Consider the following 17,927-nt stretch of genomic DNA (forward strand, 5'->3'; position numbering starts at 1 on the left):
CAAGAAACAAGCTGTTTGCGCACACAAACATACAAAACCACTTGTATGATATCAAAATACTCTCTATCTTTGCATCGTCAAACAGGAATAAGACCTGAAGACAAGTAAGGATAACATTATTAATTTAAGGTAAAAGAAAGGGTAACTAAAATGAAAAGAATGATTTTTGCAGTAGCTGCAATGTTGAGTATGACAATGGCTTTTGCAGACAATGAGAACACTAACAGCGTAAACAATGCTGAGGCTTACAACATGAACATCAACATGAACATGCTCTCACGTGCACTTGATTTGACTGGTGACCAAAAGGCAAGCGTTGCTGACATCCACAAGGTATTCTGTGCAGAAATGGACTTTGCCGGACAGTCAAGCAAGGAAGAGCGTGGTACTATGATGAACAAAGCCATCAACAAGGACTTGGCTTACATGCACACCGTACTTAATGAAGAACAGTACAAAAAGTATGTAATGCTGCTGAACGCGACCATGGCCAACCGTGGTCTGAAATAATCAGCCTCCGATGTGAAAAGGTTAATATAGACAATGGAATCGCTGTTCTCATGATGAGGACAGCGATTTTTTTTGTTGCTCTGTTATACAACTCCTCTACCCTTTCATACGCTTCACTTCTATAATGATGCGACATCCTTGCGTATAACTGGCATCTATCTTGGCATTTCCTCCCAAGCGGCGGGCTATAGCACGGCACAGAGGAAGTCCAATACCCGTACCTACAGTAAACGGATTAATCTTTGTAAACTGTTCGAAAACCCATTCTTGCTTATCGGCAGGAATACCAGGACCGTTATCGGTCACCGTATAACGCAAGAGATCTCCATCTATGGCACAGTTCAACACCACATGACCTTCTTTTGCAAATTTTGTAGCATTATCAATAACGAGTGCTAACGCTTTGCCTATGAGATCCATATCACTGCAGAATGTCTGGTCGGAATTTGGCTCCATTTGCGTTGTTATTTCAAACGAACATTCTGTATGATGTTCCATCTGACGTACAGTATCGTGGAGTAATGCTACCGGATTGAAAGTACTTACCTTCAACTGTCTGCTCTCAACATCCGACACATCAATAATATTGTCGATCAATTTAGTCAATAAGACGCCATTATCGACGATGAGTTTGGTCATCTCCTTACACTCTGGATTATCTGCATAATTCATATCTACAATCTGAGAGAAACCCACAATGGCGTTGAGCGGCGTACGAATCTCATGTTGGATATTACGGATGAAATTGGTTTTCATTTCAAGTGCACACGACACATCATTATAAGCTCTCTGCAATTTTTTGCGTGCCCTTAATGCCGAGAAGAGCCACAATCCTAATACGATCAATATGACAACAGAGACAAAGATAAAGAAATATGCCTCTTGCAATTTCTTATGTTCGAGTTCTTCCTGAATAGCAGAGTTGCGGCGTTGAAGATCATGCAATCCAAGAAGTTGTGAGAATTCCTCCGTACTGCTACGTGCCTCCGCCAGACGATTAGAATCGTTGATTTCCACCAGTTTCTTATAACATTCTACGACACCTTCATAGTCTCTCAGATGTTCCAATATTTCTGCACGATTCTTAAAATACAAACTGGTATATGGATTTATTTCCATACGTTTCTTGATAGCGACAATAGAATCGGAAGCTTGTAAAGCCTGGTGCCATTTGCCTTGGTTCATAGCGTGTTCCATAACAAGATTATAGTAATAGCGCTTTGAATCATCGCTTTTGTCTGCTAATAATGTTTTTAGCACGGTTGACAATTCTATGTTGTCACCTTTCGGTTTGCTATTCTTTGTATCATGTTGCAAACAATAGGTGCCATAAATATACCAATACCGATTCAATTGAAATGCCCACAGGCAATGTTGCGATGGATGGTCGCGCTTTTCATAGTCATCTTTATACTTATCGTAGAGTTCCTTAGTACGCTTCAGATACTTCAACGCCAAAGCATTCTTACCATTGCTGCAAGCCGCTAATGCCATTTCAGAGAATATGGTCGCTGCCATATAGGCTTTTTTGATCTTTTCACCTGGGAAGGTGCGGTCAATATATTGACAGAGTTCCTGCATAGTATTCAATGCCATTTGCTCATTATTGGTATCATTATAATGTTCATAGATAGCACTTTTGCCTTCTATCACACAGCGAGGTTCTTGGGAAATATTTGTCATTTCGCGTGCTATGACCATTGCAGTATGGAATAGTCCGTTGTTCTGATAACCATACATCACAAAGCGAAAGCAGTTGAAAATGGCATTCATACGCTTAGGATAGTGCTGTTTCAGTTCGTAAAGGATTTCACGCGCCTTATTAGGATTTTTATCTTTCAGCGCATAAATATACACTTGCTGCGTATAGGCTTCAGTAATGGCAAGCGTATCGTTCTGCTTCTTTCCTTCTCTCATCAGCATTTGTGAAAGTTGCATGGCATTATCATTATAAATGGCTGCTTCTGCATTCTTATACAACTGTTGAAGGTGGGCGGTCTTGAAGCCGTCATATTGACTTTTTGCTTGGGCTAACAATGCTATTGCCAACACAAATATCGTCAAAACACTCTTGACAAGCACAGAGGTTGAAACAGTTACGATTTTGGTCATATATTATCTGGTTAGGTGTTAGTAATATGATATGGTCGTGCTTAACCAATATGCAAATATACAAACTAATTGACTCACTACCAAGTTTTTTATCTTTTTTCTCTATACAGAACCTTAAAATATTCGCATTCCTGGACAAGCAAATAAAAAAAAGCACACCGGTCGGGGAAACCAGTGTGCTGATTATTTAATCTCTCCCAAATCCTTATGACCGGATTTAGGCTTATTGTAGCTTTTTTATTCAGGTTTACTATATCGATCGCCAGCTTCTTTGACAAGGCGACGAGCAAACGGCTGAGGATAACCAGGACGTTCAACAGTTTTACCAAAACCATACTCGCTACGCAAAAATCGTCCCTGAGCATCTACAGGTTTGACTGCCATGTCGTTATGGCGAACGATAAGATAGGTAGCCAACTGCTTCCAACGAGCAAGCATCTGCTGTGCTTTATTGACACTATAGTCATTGAGGAACTTCTGCATCTGTGCAGGTTCCATCGTCTGTGCCTTCGCCTCTATTTCTGCCTGTTGGTCGAAATAAGACTGCTGCAAAGAGTCTCTCACCTGTTTCAAGTCGGGGAAGAGAGTTGAATAACGGGGATAAACCATATTGCTCACCCAGTTGCACACCCAGAAAGCACTACGGTCGCTGAAAGTGATGGCATCAGCTCCTGGTGCATTGAAGCATTCCGGACGCTGGGTCATCGAACAATAGATAGGCACGAATACCACCATATTGCCATCATCGTTGCCAAACCAGAAACATCCTCCAACCTCACGAGGTAACCAAGAACGCATCTGCGAAACAAATACGAAGGATGCCTGCTGGGTTGAGATTGGGCGCTCGTTGAAGTAAGTTTTACCATCAACCTTATAGTAAAGAGGTGTCGGGCGATAAGGCATCTGCCAGATTCCTCCTCCGATGTCGGTAGAATCAATAGCCAACGGGGTGCCTTCATAGTGATCACGCATGTCGTTGATAACATCGGCAACACTCAGTTTCTTGTCAGGTACTAACCACAAAGGCATATCCTCGGCATCTTTGTCCTTACCGAGTACCCATGGCAGATAGCGTTCCATTCCCTTCTTGTGGTGATTGAAGAAACTCCATGCACGAGCATCACAAATACGGCGACCAGAGAAATCGGGAGCTGCATAAGTCCATTTCCATGAGAAATCTTCATCCTTACCAGTGTACCATCCCATCTTACGGGCATACTTCACCACATTCTTTGAATAGAGAACGTTTTTATTGTCCTTCATATTAAAACGTCCGATACGGCTCTGGTTGGCGTGTGCACAGATAGCATCATCGGGAATACGCAAAGCAACCCATACGGTACGCTCTTTGGATACCTTTCGATCAGGACCGCATCCCTGCATCTCCATAATCCATGCTTCGTCAGCATCACAGATGGTGAATGTCTCACCTTCTGAACAATAACCATATTGTTCTACAAGAGAGGTCATTACGCGGATGGCCTCACGAGCTGAGCGTGAACGTTGCAGGGCGATATAAATGAGTGAACCATAGTCGATGATACCTGTAGAATCAACCATTTCCTCACGACCGCCATACGTAGTCTCACCAATAGTAACTTGCCATTCGTTGGTATTTCCAACTACATTATAGGTTTCTTCTGCTTCATCAATCTCGCCAAGATATTTATTGGTATCCCATTCATAAACCTTACGCTTGGTACCCTTAGCATGTTTACCTGCTGCATAATGATAAAGTGGCATGTAAGAACCAAAGGAATCTGCACTATAACTGCAGATGACCGATCCGTCAACACTGGCTTTCTTGCCGACAATAAAATTGGTGCAAGCTTCCATTTCGGTGGCCATCATGCTTGCCATCAGCATGCTCACCGAAAGAATCATTCGTTTACATTGTAACATTATCGTGAAATTTCATAGTTATACATCAACATCTAACAAGCCTTGAAACTCATATCCAATCCCTTGACAGAATGGGTCAGAGCGCCAACCGAGATGAAATCAACACCTTGTTCGGCGTAGTCGCGAATGGTATCAAAGGTAATACCACCACTCGACTCTGTTTCATAACGATGTGCGATAATGTCAACCGCCTTCTTGGTGTCAGCAACAGAGAAATTATCGAGCATGATGCGATCTACGCCGCCATGATCGAGAACCTGCTGCAATTCATCAAACGAGCGTACCTCAATTTCTATCTTTAGATGGAGTCCTTTTTCTTCAAGATACTTGTGGCAGCGGTCAATAGCATTAACAATGCCTCCTGCGAAATCTATATGATTGTCTTTCAACAGAATCATGTCAAACAAGCCAATACGATGGTTCACACCACCGCCAATCTTCACGGCCTGTTTCTCCAACATGCGCATACCTGGTGTGGTCTTACGGGTATCGAGCACGCGTGTTCCTGTACCTTGCAAGCGTTCTACATAACGATTGGTCATAGTGGCAATACCACTCATGCGCTGCATGATATTAAGCATCAGACGCTCTGTCTGAAGCAAAGAGCGCACCTTACCTGTTACTACCATGGCAATGTCGCCTTTCTTCACTTTCGATCCGTCACCCATCAGTACTTCTACCTGCATTTCTGGGTCGAAGCGACGGAACACTTCTTTGGCAACTTCTACACCAGCAAGAATACCATCTTCCTTAATGAGTAGATGCGATTTTCCCATGGCGTCAGCAGGAATACAACACAAAGTGGTGTGGTCACCATCGCCAATATCTTCGGCAAAGGAGAGATCAATAAGTTGATCCACGAGTTGTTCTACACTTAACATAATGTTTTTGTATTTAAGAGTTTATACTAATTTGCTTTTTTCTTTTCTGTACCAGACAATAAACCACACAAGAGCTACAACCAGACAGAGGATGCCTAACAGATATCCGATGTTTTCAGGCAGGTGGAATGCTTGTTTGGAGACAAAGAGGAATGTGGTACACACCGTTGTCATCAACAACGCAGGTATGAGCGTGATGATATAGGGTTTCTTCTGGCGTACAAGATACACCGTTAATGTCCAAAGGGTAAATACACTAAGCGTCTGGTTTGCCCATCCAAAATACTGCCAAATGATATTGAAGCCATCAGGATTTTCTATCTGCCAAACCAACATGGCGATGGAGGATATAAACAAGGGCAGACAAATGGCAAGACGCTTGATGATTGGACGTTGGTCGATATGAAGCCATTCACCAATGATCAGACGGGCAGAACGGAATGCAGTATCACCACTGGTAATAGGGGCAGCTACGACACCCAACAAGGCAAGAATAGCACCTGCCACACCCAACCAGTCGTTACAAACGATATTTACGACCGCAGGGGCTGATGTCGAAAATCCTGTATTCACAGCAGCAATCAGTTCGTATCCAGGAGCCGGACTGCCATAGAAGAACCAAGATGATACGGTAGCCCAAATCAAGGCCACAACTCCTTCGGTAATCATGGCACCATAGAAGATGGGGCGTCCCATGTGCTCACTTTTCACACAACGAGCCATCAATGGACTTTGAGTAGCGTGGAAACCGCTAATGGCACCACAGGCAATAGTGATAAAGAGACAAGGAAATATCTGATCTGTCCATTTCTCCGGTTCGGCTTCTGCACCCATATTATAAAAATGAGTCCATAGCTCTGGAAGCTGAGGCATCTTCACAAAGAGCATCACCATAAGAGCGCCTGCCATAAAAAGCAACGAAAAAGCGAAAAGAGGATAGATCTTTCCTATGATCTTATCGATTGGCAACATGGTTGCAATTACATAATAAGCAAAAATGACTATAATCCAAAACAGAGTCGAACCCCATATCGAATGAAGGATCTCGGCTGGGGAATATACAAATACCGTACCGACCATGATAAGCAGCAGTACGGTGAAGGCCAACATCACCATCTTGGCATTGCGGCCCAGATACTTGCCGATAAGTTCAGGCAGACTGGCTCCGTCATTACGCATGGAAAGCATACCACTGAGATAATCGTGCGTAGCTCCGGCAAAAATACAGCCGAGCACAATCCACAGATAAGCCACAGGACCAAACTTCGCGCCCAGAATAGCGCCGAAAATAGGACCAGTACCGGCAATGTTCAAAAATTGAATCATGAAAATCTTCCATCCAGGAAGTACAAGATAGTCAACACCGTCAGCCTTAGCAACAGCTGGCGTCAGACGGTCGTTTGGACCGAATACCTTCTCCACAAAGCGTCCATAGAGAAGATATCCCAAAATCAGAGCCACAAGACTCAATATAAAAGATACCATTTTTTAGTTGTTATTTATAAACTTCGTGCAAAGATAATAAAAACTTTATAGTTTGAACGCCGTTCTACCAACTTTTTTGTACCTTTGTGCACAAAAACTCTAATAAATTGAAACGGACAACCTTTTTATATATCCTCATCGCACTCTTTGCGCTCTCCTGTAAAGCACAGCCGAAGCATGAATTAAGGGCAGCATGGCTCACCACAGTAGGTGGATTAGACTGGCCGCATAACTATGCGCAGTCTACTAAATCTATACGTCGGCAACAAGAGGAACTATGTCGCACCCTCGACCTTCTGAAAGAGGCTCACGTCAATACCGTGCTCTTTCAGACGCGTATCCGCGGTACTGTCATTTACCCCTCTACACAAGAGCCATGGGACGGATGCACATCGGGCAATCCCGGTCAAAATCCCGGCTACGATCCCCTGCAGTTTGCCATCGATGAATGTCATCGCAGAGGTCTGGAACTGCACGCTTGGGTGGTTACCATTCCGATAGGTAAATGGAATGGAGCTGGAGCTCGCAACCTAATGCGACGCAACCCACGCCTCGTCAAACGTATAGGAGACGAGGCATATATGAATCCTGAAGCGGCTGGTACTGCAGACTATCTGGCAGACCTTTGTGGCGACATTACCAAGCGTTACGATGTGGACGGAATCCATCTCGACTACATCCGCTACCCAGAAACATGGAAAATTAATATCAACAGGCAGACGGGACGTACGTATATTACTCGCATCGCACAGGCAATTAGCCAAAGGGTGAAATCCATCAAACCTTGGGTAAAAATGAGCTGTTCTCCTATCGGAAAATACAAAGACCTCGACCGACAAGAAAGCTATGGGTGGAATGCATACACACGCGTTTGTCAAGATGCACAGCAATGGTTACGTGACGGAATAATGGATCAACTCTATCCGATGATGTATTTCGACGGCAAACACTTTTATCCTTTTGCCAGCGATTGGAGCGACAACCGTTATGATGGACAAACAGCAGCAGGACTGGGCATTTATATGCTCTCACCCAAAGAGCGCAACTGGTCGCTGTCGGCTGTTGAAAGACAAATGAATGTGGCACGACAAATGGGATTGGGACATGCTTACTTCCGTACAAAATTCCTCACAGACAATGTGAAGGGCATATACGACTTCGTTTGTCGTTTCGATGCCACATTGGCGCTCACCCCTGCCCTCAAGACATCAACACCTGCGCCTGCGGCTCCACAGCACTTCTCGGCAACTCCGTCTCCATCGGGCTACCGGTTGTCTTGGGCTCCTGTTACCTCACAGCATCCCAACGAATACATCGTCTATACCGTCTATGCTTCTACTCACTATCCTGTCAACACAAATGATGCCAACAACATCGTCGCCATCCGTTGGCAAGATACGACAATAGAAATCAAACGACAGAAAACTGAAGCACCACTTCACTTCGCAGTATCAGCAGTAGATCGCTACGGACAGGAGAGCCAGCCTGCTCAACCTAACCGAACGACTGCTCAACAAGAGGCTAAGACTTCCCTACTCGACTGCGATGGTACAACTCTTCACGTTCCTACCGAACTGCTGACTGGGGAGATTACCACAATTGCCATTTGTTCTATGCAAGGACAAACACTTGCCACCCATCCCGCTGACACAGCAATCCCCGTAGGGTTTCTGCCAGATGGCGTATATGAGGTTGTTTCGCCACGACAACACGACAACCAACAACATATTGGATATTTTGTCATCAGAAAAGGGAAATAATTCAAACGAATTGACTAACTTTGCAAAACAAAATAAATGGAAAAAATCATATTAGGTATCGACCCTGGCACGAATATCATGGGATATGGTGTGCTGAAAGTGGTGGACCATCACGCCGAAATGGTGACGATGGGAGTTATCGATATGCGAAAATTTCCAGATGGCTACCTTAAACTCGGACACATCTTCGAGCGAGTCACGGGAATCATCGATGCCTATCTGCCCGACGAATTGGCTATTGAAGCACCTTTCTTCGGAAAGAACGCACAGACCATGCTGAAGCTCGGACGTGCACAAGGTACAGCCATCGCTGCAGCCATCCATCATGGAGTTCCTATTCATGAATATGCTCCGATGAAAATCAAAATGGCAATAACAGGTATCGGTTCGGCATCCAAAGAACAGGTAGCAGGAATGCTACAACGAATGTTGAAATTTGATGCAGACGCTTTAACAAAATTCCGGGATGCAACAGATGCGCTGGCCGCAGCCTATTGCCATTTTCTGCAAATGGGAAGACCAGAATCACAGGCCAACTATCGTAGCTGGAAAGACTTCGCCAATAAAAATCAGAATAGAATATGCAAAAAATAATTGATATACAACAGGGTGTCACCCGTATGGAAGAATGGCGAATGGCTCAACCCGTCGATTTCCAATCTCTCGACGGCGAACATATCGCCATTGTAGGACGCAACGGCAGTGGAAAATCCATGCTCGTAGATATCATTACCGGCAGACATCCTTTACGCTTGCAGCCTCCTAAATACGATTTCTCACCAAGTACAAAACCGTTGGTTTCAGACAACATACGATACATCACATTTCGCGATTCATACGGTACGTCTGACGGAGCATATTATCTCCAACAACGATGGAATCAACACGATATAGACCCTGAGACTCCACGTGTGGGTGACCTCTTGGAAGAGGCATACCAAATGGCAGGCGAAGATACACCAGAACATCGAGGTTTACAACAACATCTATACGAACTCTTCCATATCCAACAGCTAACTGATAAATATATCATCAGTCTGTCGAGTGGTGAACTGCGCAAATTCCAGCTCACTAAGACGCTCCTTGCAGATCCTCGCGTACTAATCATGGATAATCCGTTTATTGGACTAGATGCCACAACACGCGACCAACTCAAAGTATTGCTGAGCACCCTGGCTCATGAGCGCGCGCTACAGATCATCCTTGTGCTCTCCAAAACTGATGACATTCCAGACTTCATCACGCATGTCGTGGAGGTCAAACAAGGAGTGGTACAACCCAAATGCACATTAGAAGAATACAACAACAGACAACCAACTATACCTTCACACGTCCTCTCCGAAGAGAAACGCGAAGCTATCATCCAATTGCCCAACAAAGCCAATGACTATACAGCACATCAGGTTATTGCCATGCATCAGGTGGGCATACGCTATGGAGAACGAACCATCTTGAAAGAACTCGATTGGACGGTATGCGATGGAGAGCGTTGGGCGCTCAGCGGACAGAACGGAAGCGGAAAATCCACTCTTCTCTCTCTGGTATGCGCCGACAACCCTCAAAGCTATGCTTGCGACATAACACTTTTCGACAGACAACGCGGATCGGGAGAGAGCATCTGGGACATCAAACGACATATTGGATATGTATCTCCTGAAATGCATAGAGCTTATCAAAAAGACCTTCCTGCCGTTCGCATCGTAGCAAGCGGACTGAAAGATTCTGTAGGACTCTACGTCAAACCCAATCCCGAAGAATACGAAATATGCAGATGGTGGATGGATATCTTCGGACTCGAAGGACTCTACGACAGACCCTTTCTCAAACTGTCAAGTGGTGAACAACGACTCGTACTCTTGGCTCGTGCCTTCGTTAAAGACCCACAACTCATTATCCTTGATGAACCACTCCACGGGCTCGACCTCTACAATCGCCGTTTGGTGAAAGATGTGATAGAAACCTTCTGCCAACGTCCACACAAGACAATGGTCATGGTGACCCACTACGAAGAGGAACTACCTAACAATATCACTAACAAGATTTACTTAATCAAACAACAATAACATATTATATATGAAGAAGTTATTTATTGTACTAATGATGGCTTTCTGTGCTAATGCGCAAGCACAGGAGATCTTCAACGAGATTAAACACAAAGCCTTCGATGCTGTGAGCAACGAACAGACTTTGCCAATCATGAAACAGATCAATCAGTTTAAACTCGATGCGCTCAATTATCTTGCAATAAGCATGCAGGAACAGATGCCAGACGCACCAGTACTCTATCTTGACGAACAGGCATTAGGACTGAACAATTTCATTACAGCATATATCATGCAACTGGTAAAAATGAATAATATGCCCGATGCTGCACAAGTGAAGATCACCAAGATTTTTATCGATGCCTCCGTGTCAAACCCGCTCTTCAACGACAAGGAAGAAGAACCTGCACACAGCTATCTAAACAATGCCAGCAGCATCACACGATTCTCACTCGATACCGACTGGCCTCGGGCTTTGGCTGCTGTTCAAGCACAACTGAAAGACTAACATTACCCAAAAACTAACAATAACAAAAACAGATCAACAACTATGGAAAGAACATGGAGATGGTTTGGCAAAAACGATAAGATAACGCTTGCCATGTTAAAACAAATCGGTGTGGAAGGCATCGTAACTGCTCTTCACGACGTACCTCTTGGTGAAGTTTGGACCAGGAAAAAAATCAAAGAACTCCGCGAATATATCGAAAGCTACGGCATGCGATGGAGCGTCGTGGAATCATTACCCGTGGTAGAGACTATCAAATACGGAGGTCCTGACCGTGACCAACAGATAGAAATCTATAAGGAATCGCTCCGCAACCTATCGGCTGAAGGCATCCATACCATCTGTTACAACTTCATGCCCGTACTCGACTGGGCTCGTACAGACTTGCTTCACGCGAATCCTAACGGTTCGTCAAACCTATTCTTCTCTTATGCAGAATTTGCCTATTTCGATATTTATATACTCAAAAGACAAGGCGCACGCGAAGAATGGGCACGCTTCCAATTCCCAGCTGGCGTAGGTGAAGGACGTAACGTACTGGAAGAGGCTGATGCACTCGCCAAAACCATGACTCCAGAGAAAGACCATCAACTGGTAGAAAACATCGTTATCAAAACGCAAGGTTTTGTAAGTGGCAACTTCAAAGAGGGCGACGAACACCCCCTCGAACTCTTCCACCAGTTGCTCGCAAACTATGATGGTATTGACAAGAATCAACTGAGGGAAAACATGAAATACTTCCTCAACGCTATCATGCCTACCTGCGAAGAGTGTGATATGAACATGTGTGTGCATCCTGACGATCCCCCCATCGAGATTCTCGGCCTCCCACGCATCGTACGCACCCAAGAAGATATCCAATGGTTCCTTGATGCTGTTCCTAACAAGCACAACGGACTGACCTTCTGCGCTGGGAGTCTCTCTGCTGGCGCTTATAACAATGTGGTGGAGATGGCACGTAAATTTGCACCACGCACCCATTTCGTACACCTCCGCTCTTGTCATATCTTCCCCAATGGCGACTTTACAGAAGCCTCACACCTTGGAGGACGTGCCGATATCATCGAACTGGCACGTATTTTCGAACAAGAGAATCCTGCGTTGCCCATGCGTGTGGATCACGGCATGACAATGCTTGGCGACGAGACTAAAGGTTATAATGCAGGCTACTCGTTCCTCGGACGTATGTTTGCCATGGGACAAGTACAAGGCATTCTCGCCACCGTTGACCGTGAATTAGGAATAGAATACAAACAACCCGGATTTTATGAATAACAACCTTTTCAACATTAAAGACAACGTTGTTGTCATCACAGGCGGAACAGGCGTTCTTGGACGTGCCATCGCTAAGTATCTGGCCCTTGAAGGAGCCAAAGTCATCATCCTCGGCCGTAAGGAAGAGGTTGGACAGAAAATTGCTTCTGACATCTGCGAAGCAGGTGGCGTGTGTGAGTTTATGAAAACTGACGTCATGAACCAAGAGGTCGTTCAGCAAAACTGCGACGACATCATGCGTAAATACGGACGTATCGACACTCTCCTAAATGCTGCGGGAGGTAATATGCCGGGCGCTACCATCGCTCCCGATAAAACCTTCTTCGACCTCGATGCCTCACAGTTCCAGACTGTTCTCAATCTGAACCTCACAGGAACGGTCATCCCCACCCAAGTATTTCTTCGTCCCATGGTAGCTCAGGGAAAAGGTAGCATCATCAACTTCTCTTCGATGGCTGCTTTCCGTCCCATGACTCGCGTATGTGGTTATGCTGCTGCCAAGGCTGGTATCAGCAATTTCACAGCATATATGGCAACAGAATGTGCCAAGAAGTTTGGCGAAGGAATTCGCGTCAACGCCATTGCTCCCGGTTTCTTCATTACCGAACAGAACCGTGCTTTGTTGACCAATCCCGATGGTACCTTCACACAGCGTGGTCAGGATGTGATTCGTCAGACTCCCTTCGGCCGCATGGGTGATCCTGAAGAACTCTGTGGCACGATCCACTATCTGATGTCAGAAGCTGCAAAATTCGTCACCGGTACCGTTGCTGTTGTTGACGGAGGTTTTAATGCTTTTGCCATGTAAGTTCCAAACAATACATCATACTCCAAAGGAGAGCCACACCTCGTGTGACTCTCTTTCTTTTTTCAGAAAGTTTTAGTATTCCTTATAAATTTTCTGTGTATGATTATAAAAAGAGAGTTAGGATTACGGCATAAGACAAAAGGAGATTCTCAAGGCAGAGAACCTCCTGCGACTCATTATATGTTGACCACAAGTCCATCGTATGCCATGCGAATATGAGGAGGCAAGATATTATTGACCTCATCATGTTTTCCTATGCTATGTGCCGCATGAGTAAGCCATGTTTGACGTGCTCCTATCTTTTTCGCAAATGCCACCGCTTCATCAAGCGTCTGGTGTGAATGATGCGGAGTACGGCGAAGCGCGTTAACCACCAGCACTTCTGTTCCTTTCAGATATTCCAATTCGCTATCTGCAATGGTTTTCATATCCGTAATATATGTCAATCCACCAATCCGATAACCTAAAATGGGCAAGTCGTGATGCATCACCTGTATCGGCATGATATCAATACCGTTGATGTTAAACACCTCATGAGGATGAATCTCATGAAGTCTGATGACAGGAGTATTGGGATAGCGATGTTCTCCAAAACAATATGGAAGCATCTTCAATAACGATTGACGTGCAATAGGGTCCGCATAGACGTTCACCTCTCCAAACTGACAGAAAGGCCTGACATCATCAAGTCCTCCTACATGGTCATAGTGGGCATGGGTGATAAGGATTCCATCTATCCGACTGAATGGAAAGGGCATAATCTGTTGACGGAAGTCTGGCCCACAGTCGATAAGCAAGCGTGTGTCTCCCTCCTCTAACAGCGCCGAACATCTCAACCTTTTATCATGTGGATCTTGACTGCTACAGGTAGGACATTGGCATCCAATGGTAGGAACGCCACACGATGTTCCAGTACCGAGGAAGGTTATTTTCATATAATATTCACTTCTGGTTTGATGGTTATTCCGAATTTTTCTTTCACATCACGCTGGATCATCCGGCAAAGATCAACAATCTCCTGACCGGTAGCATTACCACGATTCACCAACACCAAGGCCTGACGATCGTGAACGCCTGCATGTCCTACGGTACGTCCCTTCCATCCACATTGGTCTATCATCCATCCTGCAGGAATCTTCTCGTGATTTGCATCGATGGTATAGTGTGGCATATTCTCATATTGTGATGCCAAAGCCTCATATTGTGATCGTTCCACAATGGGATTCATGAAGAAACTTCCTGCATTTCCCATAACAGCAGGATCAGGCAGTTTCTCTTGTCGTATGCCGATGATGACCTCTCTCAATTGACTTGCTGTGGGATGAGTCATGTTTCGCCTTTCAAGTTCGCTGCGAATGTTACCATAATCGAGTTTAGGTTGAAAATCTCTTTGGGTACGATAGGTCACATGGGTGATCAGATATTGATTCTTCCATTCTCCTTTAAACCGACTCTGACGATATGCGTACCGACAAGCAGCGGCATCAATGAGCTGTAACGCTCCCGAAACGATCTCGATGGCTTCAATGGTCTCTATAAAGTCTTTCACCTCAACACCATACGCACCGATGTTCTGTACCGCGCTGGCACCCACATCACCCGGAATCCACGAGAGATTCTCCATGCCGTAATATCCATGCTTCACACTATAATCTACTACATCATCCCATACCTCGCCGCTTCCACAGCGTAGGGTGTCCTTCTGTGGTGTTATGCCTTTGATGGCTGAGCGCACGACAATGCCTTTGAAATCCTGTGTCAACAGGAGATTACTTCCACCTCCAATAATCAGAAAAGGTTGGGCTGACTGACGAAGAATGTCGGCCACAGCTTTTGCTTCATCGGCAGTCGAATATTCCAAGAAGCGGTCACAACGGGCTTCAATACCAAAGGTATTGTGCTGCTTCAAACTATAGTCATGAATATCTTTCATAGCGTTGTTCCTATTTATATTAGGTAGAGAGTTTAGACAGCATCCATTTTCCTCCTTCGTGTCGGAAGGTCAGTTCTGTCTCCAAACCATTAGCGATACCTCTCAGCACGAACACCTTACATTTTCCTGCTTTATGATTGGTACCATAGATAATGTTATAAATCATATCCGTAGGTAATTCAGGTGCAAAAGCTGGCCACGTATCTGGTGTTATCACTCCTTCCATCTCATTGAAGTCATCGTCAGGATCCGGTCCCACAAAATCTACCGTCTCTCGGAGATGGTGCATCTGATAGTCGGCATTAGAAGCAAAATGCTCGTAAAAGTCAAGAAACGATGCATTATGTGATTCATGCAAAGGAATGTGTATGATCTTCTGCATCATCCATCTTCCGTTAATACGGTCGAAGACATACTGTTTGATGGATTTCGAGTGAAAATATATTTTCTCCACCACAGCATGTGAGACAGAAATCTGCTTGGTTTCTTCCAATTGTTTCTCGCTGTCGAAAATCAGCGTATAGAAATCTTGTCGCATGAAGAAATTCTCCATATGCCATTTGCTTTTAGGCAACAATTCAATATCGTCTCCACGTACAACAGGTAGTGGAAACTTAATACGGCTGTATTGTAATTTCCTATTGGCGGCAAAATTGAATACAAAATCATCAAACAACTCATCAGCCGCTTTTGGCATCGGCTCCTCTTCGATTGCCTTCATCTCGTTGTCAGCAACCGTAGAGTCAACAGTCGCAGTAGTGTCAGCAACCGTTTCTTCGGTAGATTCTACCGTTTTGTTACCCTGGCAACCTGCCAGCAAACAGACCATAACATAAAACGCAATCCAATATCGTTTCATCATTGACCTCCATCTATTTTATAAACTTCTCTCAATTTTTCGGCAAAGGTACAAAAAACTCCCAACTCCTAATCCATAATTCTTATTTTTTTTATACCTTTGCAGAAAATTTAGTTTTATATCAATGATTATGATACTCGACAAGATAAACCAACTCTTAGACGAAGTGCGGCAAATGACGGCCGCCAACGCAGAAGAGGTAGAGCAGTTACGACTGAAATACCTCAGCAAGAAAGGTGCCATTACAGCTTTGATGAACGATTTCCGCAATGTTCCAGCCGACCAGAAAAAGACTGTGGGCATGAAAATCAACGAACTCAAGCAAATAGCACAGGAGCGCATCAACCAACTCAAGACTGATACCGAAACAGTAGAATGCGATGCGCAACATATCGACCTCACACGCACACCCTACCCCATCGGATTGGGTACACGTCATCCGCTCACTATTGTTACCAACGAGATTATCGACATCTTCTCGCGTATGGGATTTGTATTAGCCGATGGACCTGAAGTAGAGGACGACCTCCACGTGTTCACCCGTATGAACTTTGCTGCAGACCATCCTGCACGTGACATGCAAGATACTTTCTTTGTGTCACAACATCCTAACGATGTCACCAAAAATATCCTGCTCCGTTCCCATACCTCAAGTGTACAGGCTCGCGTGATGGAGACTACCCAGCCTCCTATCCGCATCATCTGCCCCGGACGCGTATATCGTAACGAGGCCATTACCGCCCGTGCTCATTGTTTCTTCCATCAGGTAGAAGGATTGTATATCGACAAGAACGTATCGTTTACCGACCTCAAGCAGGTATTGTTGTCCTTTGCACGTGAAATGTTTGGTGCAGATACCAAGATACGTCTTCGTCCAAGCTATTTCCCATTTACCGAGCCCAGCGCTGAGATGGACATCTCTTGCTTCATCTGTGGCGGCGAAGGCTGCGGATTCTGCAAGCACACAGGATGGGTAGAGATTCTCGGTTGTGGTATGGTCGATCCCAATGTTCTCGAACAATGCGGTATTGATTCAAGCGTTTATAGCGGCTATGCCTTTGGTATGGGTGTTGAACGCATTACCAACTTAAAATACCAGGTAAGCGACCTCCGCATGTTCTCTGAGAACGACGTCCGCTTCCTCCACGAATTCGAGTCAGCCGACTAATTTCATCACACCAACATATTCAAGAAGGCTCCTGTCATCAGCGAGCCTTCTTTTTTTGTTGCTATACTCAACCATAGTCTTTCGTCTGTACGGCAAAGTTCTAACCGTTTCAAGGCTTCCATGAAAATTACTTTTGCGCCACAAGAATAATCATTCCAATCATTCAAAAAAGTATCATCCTCTCCTTAGAGGAATAATACGGATAGAGGTAGTAGTCTTACGCTTCACAAACCATAATCAACAGAAAGGTTGAACAGCTATAGAATGTAGAAAAGAGAAACCATATTCGATAAGAAATAATCTGTTAGGGAACTTTCCGAAAAATTGCGAGTTCTAGATTTACTTTTTTTACACGGCATCACCATAAGAGACTAATCTGCAAAAGGTGGTTCACATACTACTTTTGAACAAAAAAAAACAGCGTAAATACATCATTTACGCTGCTTGTTGGTAGTCGATAGGGGAATCGAACCCCTATGCCAAGATTGAGAATCTTGTATCCTAACCATTAGATGAATCGACCATCATTCTTTTGTCTTTTTAGGAAAGCCCAGCGGAAGCTGGGGGATTCGAACCCCCGGTACGGTAACCCGCACGGCAGTTTAGCAAACTGCTGGTTTCAGCCACTCACCCAAACTTCCTAACCGGTTGTTCTTTCTTAACCTTAGGCGTTTTCTCTCAAAC

15 protein-coding genes and 2 tRNA genes are annotated in these 17,927 nt (G+C 44.7%); 8 read left to right on the forward strand and 9 right to left on the reverse strand.

Translation table 11 applies throughout. The features are described 5' to 3' along the window. Positions 1 to 150 precede the first annotated feature (150 nt). Entirely contained in the window at positions 151 to 510 is a 360-nt protein-coding gene (locus tag CIK88_RS08455) for a hypothetical protein (protein WP_094390476.1), read from the forward strand. A 96-nt stretch (positions 511 to 606) separates the two neighbouring features. Here the strand turns inward: CIK88_RS08455 and CIK88_RS08460 are convergent, their stop codons facing one another. The 4 genes from CIK88_RS08460 to CIK88_RS08475 all read right to left on the reverse strand — a co-directional run bounded on the left by CIK88_RS08460 (position 607) and on the right by CIK88_RS08475 (position 6,890). Beyond that, a complete protein-coding gene (locus tag CIK88_RS08460) occupies positions 607 to 2,622 on the reverse strand; it encodes a sensor histidine kinase KdpD (protein ID WP_094435846.1) in 2,016 nt (671 codons plus the stop codon). A 237-nt stretch (positions 2,623 to 2,859) separates the two neighbouring features. After that, on the reverse strand, positions 2,860 to 4,506 hold the full coding sequence (locus tag CIK88_RS08465) for a dipeptidase (protein WP_094435848.1): 1,647 nt from the start codon (positions 4,504 to 4,506) through the stop codon (positions 2,860 to 2,862). A 50-nt stretch (positions 4,507 to 4,556) separates the two neighbouring features. Then, positions 4,557 to 5,405, reverse strand: a complete 849-nt coding sequence (gene nadC, locus CIK88_RS08470) for a carboxylating nicotinate-nucleotide diphosphorylase (protein WP_094390479.1) — start codon at positions 5,403 to 5,405, stop codon at positions 4,557 to 4,559. A gap of 21 nt (positions 5,406 to 5,426) precedes the next feature. After that, the gene (locus CIK88_RS08475) at positions 5,427 to 6,890 is read right to left on the reverse strand and encodes a carbon starvation protein A (protein ID WP_094435850.1); all 1,464 of its coding nucleotides are present in this window, start codon (positions 6,888 to 6,890) and stop codon (positions 5,427 to 5,429) included. A gap of 107 nt (positions 6,891 to 6,997) precedes the next feature. Here CIK88_RS08475 and CIK88_RS08480 point away from each other — a divergent pair, with 107 nt between their 5' ends. The 6 genes from CIK88_RS08480 to CIK88_RS08505 are packed head-to-tail and all read left to right on the forward strand — an operon-like array spanning position 6,998 to position 13,283. Further along, positions 6,998 to 8,650 (forward strand): glycoside hydrolase family 10 protein, encoded by a 1,653-nt coding sequence (locus CIK88_RS08480; protein WP_094435852.1) that lies wholly within the window; start codon positions 6,998 to 7,000, stop codon positions 8,648 to 8,650. A 36-nt stretch (positions 8,651 to 8,686) separates the two neighbouring features. After that, entirely contained in the window at positions 8,687 to 9,244 is a 558-nt protein-coding gene (ruvC, locus tag CIK88_RS08485; protein WP_094390482.1) for a crossover junction endodeoxyribonuclease RuvC, read from the forward strand. Next, positions 9,232 to 10,713 carry an ATP-binding cassette domain-containing protein gene (locus tag CIK88_RS08490; RefSeq protein ID WP_094435854.1) on the forward strand — a complete coding sequence of 494 codons (1,482 nt, stop codon included), beginning with the start codon at positions 9,232 to 9,234 and terminating at the stop codon, positions 10,711 to 10,713. Before ruvC ends, CIK88_RS08490 begins: the two co-directional genes overlap by 13 nt. A gap of 10 nt (positions 10,714 to 10,723) precedes the next feature. Continuing rightward, positions 10,724 to 11,200, forward strand: coding sequence for a hypothetical protein (locus tag CIK88_RS08495; protein WP_144007245.1), 477 nt, complete (start codon positions 10,724 to 10,726; stop codon positions 11,198 to 11,200). Between the two features lie 42 nt (positions 11,201 to 11,242). Next, complete coding sequence (gene uxuA / locus CIK88_RS08500) at positions 11,243 to 12,475, forward strand: mannonate dehydratase (RefSeq protein ID WP_094390485.1); 1,233 nt, start codon at positions 11,243 to 11,245, stop codon at positions 12,473 to 12,475. After that, complete coding sequence (locus CIK88_RS08505; protein ID WP_094390486.1) at positions 12,468 to 13,283, forward strand: SDR family oxidoreductase; 816 nt, start codon at positions 12,468 to 12,470, stop codon at positions 13,281 to 13,283. The genes uxuA and CIK88_RS08505 overlap by 8 nt, the downstream gene beginning before the upstream one ends. A gap of 176 nt (positions 13,284 to 13,459) precedes the next feature. Here the strand turns inward: CIK88_RS08505 and CIK88_RS08510 are convergent, their stop codons facing one another. The 3 genes from CIK88_RS08510 to CIK88_RS08520 are packed head-to-tail and all read right to left on the reverse strand — an operon-like array spanning position 13,460 to position 16,078. Further along, positions 13,460 to 14,218 (reverse strand): MBL fold metallo-hydrolase, encoded by a 759-nt coding sequence (locus tag CIK88_RS08510; RefSeq protein ID WP_094435856.1) that lies wholly within the window; start codon positions 14,216 to 14,218, stop codon positions 13,460 to 13,462. Continuing rightward, positions 14,215 to 15,216, reverse strand: a complete 1,002-nt coding sequence (murB, locus tag CIK88_RS08515) for a UDP-N-acetylmuramate dehydrogenase (protein ID WP_094435858.1) — start codon at positions 15,214 to 15,216, stop codon at positions 14,215 to 14,217. The genes CIK88_RS08510 and murB overlap by 4 nt, the downstream gene beginning before the upstream one ends. Before the next feature lie 19 nt (positions 15,217 to 15,235). Then, on the reverse strand, positions 15,236 to 16,078 hold the full coding sequence (locus CIK88_RS08520) for a DUF4348 domain-containing protein (protein WP_254046306.1): 843 nt from the start codon (positions 16,076 to 16,078) through the stop codon (positions 15,236 to 15,238). A 127-nt stretch (positions 16,079 to 16,205) separates the two neighbouring features. Between CIK88_RS08520 and pheS the strand changes: the two genes are divergently transcribed. Continuing rightward, complete coding sequence (gene pheS, locus CIK88_RS08525) at positions 16,206 to 17,243, forward strand: phenylalanine--tRNA ligase subunit alpha (protein ID WP_094435924.1); 1,038 nt, start codon at positions 16,206 to 16,208, stop codon at positions 17,241 to 17,243. Between the two features lie 448 nt (positions 17,244 to 17,691). Here pheS and CIK88_RS08530 read toward each other — a convergent pair. Then, positions 17,692 to 17,766, reverse strand: a tRNA-Glu gene (locus CIK88_RS08530). Positions 17,767 to 17,797: 31 nt separating this feature from the next. Next, positions 17,798 to 17,884, reverse strand: a tRNA-Ser gene (locus CIK88_RS08535). Positions 17,885 to 17,927: the final 43 nt, after the last annotated feature.

This window comes from Prevotella sp. P5-50 (assembly GCF_002251295.1).
Classification (GTDB): Bacteria; Bacteroidota; Bacteroidia; order Bacteroidales; family Bacteroidaceae; genus Prevotella.

What these genes read in the sequence shown, in the direction of transcription:
- CIK88_RS08455 (WP_094390476.1), top strand. Translation starts at nt 151, where the DNA reads ATGAAAAGAATGATTTTTGCAGTAGCTGCAATGTTGAGTATGACAATG.
- CIK88_RS08460 (WP_094435846.1), bottom strand. Translation starts at nt 2,622, where the DNA reads ATGACCAAAATCGTAACTGTTTCAACCTCTGTGCTTGTCAAGAGTGTT.
- CIK88_RS08465 (WP_094435848.1), bottom strand. Translation starts at nt 4,506, where the DNA reads ATGATTCTTTCGGTGAGCATGCTGATGGCAAGCATGATGGCCACCGAA.
- nadC (WP_094390479.1), bottom strand. Translation starts at nt 5,405, where the DNA reads ATGTTAAGTGTAGAACAACTCGTGGATCAACTTATTGATCTCTCCTTT.
- CIK88_RS08475 (WP_094435850.1), bottom strand. Translation starts at nt 6,890, where the DNA reads ATGGTATCTTTTATATTGAGTCTTGTGGCTCTGATTTTGGGATATCTT.
- ruvC (WP_094390482.1), top strand. Translation starts at nt 8,687, where the DNA reads ATGGAAAAAATCATATTAGGTATCGACCCTGGCACGAATATCATGGGA.
- CIK88_RS08490 (WP_094435854.1), top strand. Translation starts at nt 9,232, where the DNA reads ATGCAAAAAATAATTGATATACAACAGGGTGTCACCCGTATGGAAGAA.
- CIK88_RS08495 (WP_144007245.1), top strand. Translation starts at nt 10,724, where the DNA reads ATGAAGAAGTTATTTATTGTACTAATGATGGCTTTCTGTGCTAATGCG.
- uxuA (WP_094390485.1), top strand. Translation starts at nt 11,243, where the DNA reads ATGGAAAGAACATGGAGATGGTTTGGCAAAAACGATAAGATAACGCTT.
- CIK88_RS08505 (WP_094390486.1), top strand. Translation starts at nt 12,468, where the DNA reads ATGAATAACAACCTTTTCAACATTAAAGACAACGTTGTTGTCATCACA.
- CIK88_RS08510 (WP_094435856.1), bottom strand. Translation starts at nt 14,218, where the DNA reads ATGAAAATAACCTTCCTCGGTACTGGAACATCGTGTGGCGTTCCTACC.
- murB (WP_094435858.1), bottom strand. Translation starts at nt 15,216, where the DNA reads ATGAAAGATATTCATGACTATAGTTTGAAGCAGCACAATACCTTTGGT.
- CIK88_RS08520 (WP_254046306.1), bottom strand. Translation starts at nt 16,078, where the DNA reads ATGATGAAACGATATTGGATTGCGTTTTATGTTATGGTCTGTTTGCTG.
- pheS (WP_094435924.1), top strand. Translation starts at nt 16,206, where the DNA reads ATGATACTCGACAAGATAAACCAACTCTTAGACGAAGTGCGGCAAATG.